The sequence below is a fragment of the Synechococcus lacustris str. Tous genome (genome assembly GCF_003011125.1).
Lineage (GTDB): Bacteria > Cyanobacteriota > Cyanobacteriia > PCC-6307 > Cyanobiaceae > Synechococcus_D > Synechococcus_D lacustris.
Map to the genome: position 1 here is coordinate 1 of NZ_PXVC01000117.1, position 4,038 is coordinate 4,038.

Sequence of the window (4,038 nt, forward strand, 5' to 3'; positions counted from 1 at the left end):
ATTGTAGGGGGAAAGGGGATGGAGGGCTATTAGCCCTCATCATCAGATTCAGCGCCTTGGTCATGGGCACCATGGCGACCTTCGTTGATGGCATCAGCCAAACGGCCAACCACTAGCTGAACGGAACGAATCGCGTCGTCGTTGCAAGGAATGGGCACATCACAGAGATCTGGGTCGCAATTGGTATCTAACATTGATACCAAGGGAATATCCAGTTTCTGGCACTCCAGAACAGCGTTGTATTCGCGTTTTTGGTCTACGAGAACAACCACATCTGGAAGGCGCCGCATATTTTTTAACCCACCAAGATATTTTTGGAGACGATCCAACTCCCTACGGAGAACCGCTGCCTCCTTTTTAGGACGCATGGCAATCGCTCCAGAACTTTCCATGCGTTCTAGATCTTTKAGGCGATCTATTCTCGCCCTCATCGTGGTCCAGTTGGTGAGCATTCCCCCCAACCAACGCTGGTTCACATAGCTGGCGCCACAACGACCTGCCTCTTGGGCAATAACTTCAGCGGCTTGTTTTTTAGTGCCAACAAAAAGGAAGCGTTTGCCGGAACGGGCGGCGCTGCGGGTCCATTTGTAAGCGTTGTTCATGCAAACTGCCGTTTGCACAAGATCGATGATGTGCACGCCATTGCGGGCGCAATATATRTACCGCTGCATCTTGGGATTCCAGCGGCGGGTCTGGTGRCCAAAATGGGCACCAGCCTCCATCATCTCGGAGAGGGTTACAACTGCCATCGGTGGGGTTTCGGGTTGGCCACCACCCGCCAGGGAAGATCAACCGGAGGGTTGCTCTTCACCCGAAACGTGCGGGTGTGCGGAATGAAAGWACCTTTACAACTTACCAGCCWGCCTGCCTGGCCTCCCTAAACATTGCCCTCACGCCGATGCGGTTTAAGGGCAGCCTGAGCAATTCCATGGCTACGCCAGGGTGTCCCTGTTTGATCAATAGGGCTAGAAGCGGTTTAAGGCTGTTTTCGTTGASCAGCCCGCCAAGGGTGAGCAGCTCCCAAAGCAAACGATGCAGGAAGGTGAACTGAATAATGAAACGAACCCTGCGRGTGGGGTGCTTACGGTAAAAAACCAAGCCCATGCGAGCTCTTTCTTGCTCTTTTCTCACCAGCTCAGGCAGTTGTTCGAGGCTTAACGGTGGATGCCAGTGGTAACCCACCGCCCCTGGGCAACGCACCAAAACAACACCCATGCGCCTCAGCCTTTCGCCCAATTCCAAATCTTCCCAGCCATAGAGCTGAAAGGCGGGATCAAAAAGACCAGAACGCTGCAAAAGGGAGCGATCAATCGCCACATTACCGGTGGCGAAATAGGCCCAAGACAGATCGCTCAGCTTGTGGGGTTCACTGTTTGGAGCATCAAAGTTATGGGTATTGATTACAGCTCCATAGGTAAAGCAAAGRCGATTGCCCTGGCGTTGCCATGACCGCCTTAGGGCCCGGCCATGCTCAGCCAAAAAGCTTGGTAGAACAACTAGATCGCTATCGATAAAAACAATAACTTCACCTTTTGCCTCTGCTACCCCCAAATTGCGRCCTAGGGCTGGCCCGCCATGGTCTTGGCACACAAGCCGCAGATGGGGGAGCAGGGCTTTATTGGCATGGAGCCATKGGACGGTTTCATCCGTTGACCCATCGTCTACTAAAACAATCTCAAATTGATCGCCAGGTTCCATYCCCTGCTGCGCCTCAAGGGCAGCAAGGCATTTGCGCAAAATCGGCAAACGATTATAGGTGGGTATCACAATGCTGAACAGCATTTAAACCTCAGCGGTTAGCCCATAATCGCCGATCGCGGCAATGGCTAGGGATTAGTCGGCAGCGCCACCGTTGTTGGCAGTGCCTGTAACACCGTTGCCAGCGCCTTCACCACGGCCATCGTTGCGTAGTTTGCGCTTTTTGAACTTGCGGGCATAGGCCCTGTTCCGTTCTTGCTTTTCCCGTTTCAGGTTCCTGCGCTTCGACAAAAGAGCAACCTCRTAAATAGTTAAATCAGCTTACCTCGAGGGGTTGCCCAAGCTCACCTCCTGCAACTGCCCGTCTTCCATTTGAATCAATCGATCCGCCACATCAAGGATGCGGGGATCGTGKGTAACCATCAACACCCCACARCCCTGATCACGGGCCAACGACTGGAGTAGCTCCACAACCTCCCTGCCAGTGCGTCCATCRAGGGCTGCGGTGGGTTCATCGGCTAGTAGAAGTTTTGGATGGGCAGCCAGCGCCCTGGCAATCGCAACCCGTTGTTTCTGGCCCCCAGAGAGATCGTGGGGAAGCTTGTTGAGCTGATCACCAAGRCCCACTGCCCGCAACCATTCCCTGGCCATGGCGCGGCGGCCGCCATAGCCAAGATCRGGCAAYAGGTCGGCACCCATTTGAACGTTTTGTTCGGCTGTTAAACASCGCAATAAGTTGTGGCCTTGGAAAATCATGCCAATGCGTTCACGTACCCTGCGGCACTGCTCSCGATTAGCACCTCTTAAAGGCACTCCAAGCACCTCGAGCTGGCCCTCTTGAACACTGCGCAGTGCTCCAATCAAAGTGAGCAGMGTTGTTTTACCGCAACCAGAGGGGCCTGTTAAAAGAACAACTTCACCAGCATGCAGGCACAAATTAATATTTTCTAAAACCAAACGGCCCATGCTGCCYTTTCCATAGCTATGGCATAGGCCAACGGCATTGATCAACACYTGGGAACTRGRTTTATTCATTTAAAARATCTCAGCTGGATCGGCATCAACCAATTTGCGCATTGCCAATAGRGCTGAGCCRAGGCACATCACAAGGATCATGCTTAGAACCAAAAAAGCCCGATTAAATTCCATCGCAACGGGTAATTTTGTTGAGGTTCGRATYAATGCATAAAGCCCCTCYCCCGCTGCATAGGCAGGTAGRTAACCAATTAAGGCAAGCAACAACCCCTCCCTAGCAACCACAGCKAGAAGATCCTTTAGCCGGTAMCCCATGGCCATCAATGTGGCATATTCAGCTAAATGGTCGCTTACATCACCATATAAAATTTGATAAACTATTACACAGCCAACAACGAAACCCATCGCGGCGCCGAGGGTAAATATAAAMCCTATAGCTGTGCTAGAGCGCCAATAGTTTTTTTCAAATTCTATAAATTGCTCTTTTGTAAAAATAGTTATRTCGTTTGGMAGCTGCTCYTTYAGCCTKTYTGCCACAAGAATTGGATCAGATCCTGGAATCAGACGAATTAAGCCMAGCTCAATGCTTCCCTTTGRACTATTGGGAATAATGCTGCGAAAAGTTTCCCTACTGATGATCATATTACCGTCTGCACCAAAGGATGGTCCCAATTGAACAAGGCCTGCAACACGAAGCCTCACCCCTGCAACTTCAGAATCAACGGTTTTACCGYTACGAAACCATTCGGCTACGGGACCGAATTCATTGCGGGAGCGTTCATCAAATAATACCCTCCCCTTTTGACGCAGAAAGCTTGATTGCTTTTGAACTAGCGGGTCTATTAGTARMGGATCACTTGGTTCAAATCCRAGGGCGAGAATTGATCTGGTTGTTCTTGTTTCAGGATTGCGCCAGAGCACAAAGTTCCAGTGCACAGGTGAAACATCAGCAACTTCGGGATCGGCAAGGGTTTGAATCAGCCTTCKCTCTGGAAAACCAGCCATGCTGATMGAACTCATGGAGCGAGGGCTGGTTAGAACCAAATCGGCATCAAAGAGGCGGTGAATAGTTACACTTGCATCAAACAATCCATCCCTGAAACCAAGCTGCATAAACATCAATATCCCGGCAAAACTAATCCCAGCGAGTGCGATTGCTAAGCGAACGGGTTGACGGGTAAGCAAGAGCCAGGCTAGGGGTATTTTTCTTTTCCGCCAAATGGTTAAAAACATAATTTTAAAGCCACTAAGGAGCTAAATTGCCAATAACTTTTAGGCCAGAAAGTTTTTCAACCTTCTTGCGATCAGATGGAATCAAACTAATCCTAACGGTTACCACCCTAGCGTCGGTATCAGCGGTTGGAT

General features: G+C 50.6%; 5 protein-coding genes. All 5 read right to left on the minus strand.

Annotation, left to right across the window (positions count from 1 at the left end):
* Positions 1-29 precede the first annotated feature (29 nt).
* Positions 30-749: a 30S ribosomal protein S2 gene (gene rpsB, locus C7K08_RS12955; protein WP_106500984.1), complete on the minus strand. Its 720-nt coding sequence runs from the start codon at positions 747-749 to the stop codon at positions 30-32.
* Positions 750-852: 103 nt separating this feature from the next.
* Positions 853-1,782, minus strand: a complete 930-nt coding sequence (locus tag C7K08_RS12960) for a glycosyltransferase family 2 protein (RefSeq protein ID WP_106500985.1) — start codon at positions 1,780-1,782, stop codon at positions 853-855.
* A 51-nt stretch (positions 1,783-1,833) separates the two neighbouring features.
* Complete coding sequence (locus tag C7K08_RS16030) at positions 1,834-1,989, minus strand: hypothetical protein (RefSeq protein ID WP_106500986.1); 156 nt, start codon at positions 1,987-1,989, stop codon at positions 1,834-1,836.
* Between the two features lie 30 nt (positions 1,990-2,019).
* Complete coding sequence (locus tag C7K08_RS12970; protein WP_106500987.1) at positions 2,020-2,733, minus strand: DevA family ABC transporter ATP-binding protein; 714 nt, start codon at positions 2,731-2,733, stop codon at positions 2,020-2,022.
* Positions 2,734-3,906 (minus strand): ABC transporter permease DevC, encoded by a 1,173-nt coding sequence (gene devC, locus C7K08_RS12975; RefSeq protein WP_106500988.1) that lies wholly within the window; start codon positions 3,904-3,906, stop codon positions 2,734-2,736.
* Between the last annotated feature and the right edge of the window lie 132 nt (positions 3,907-4,038).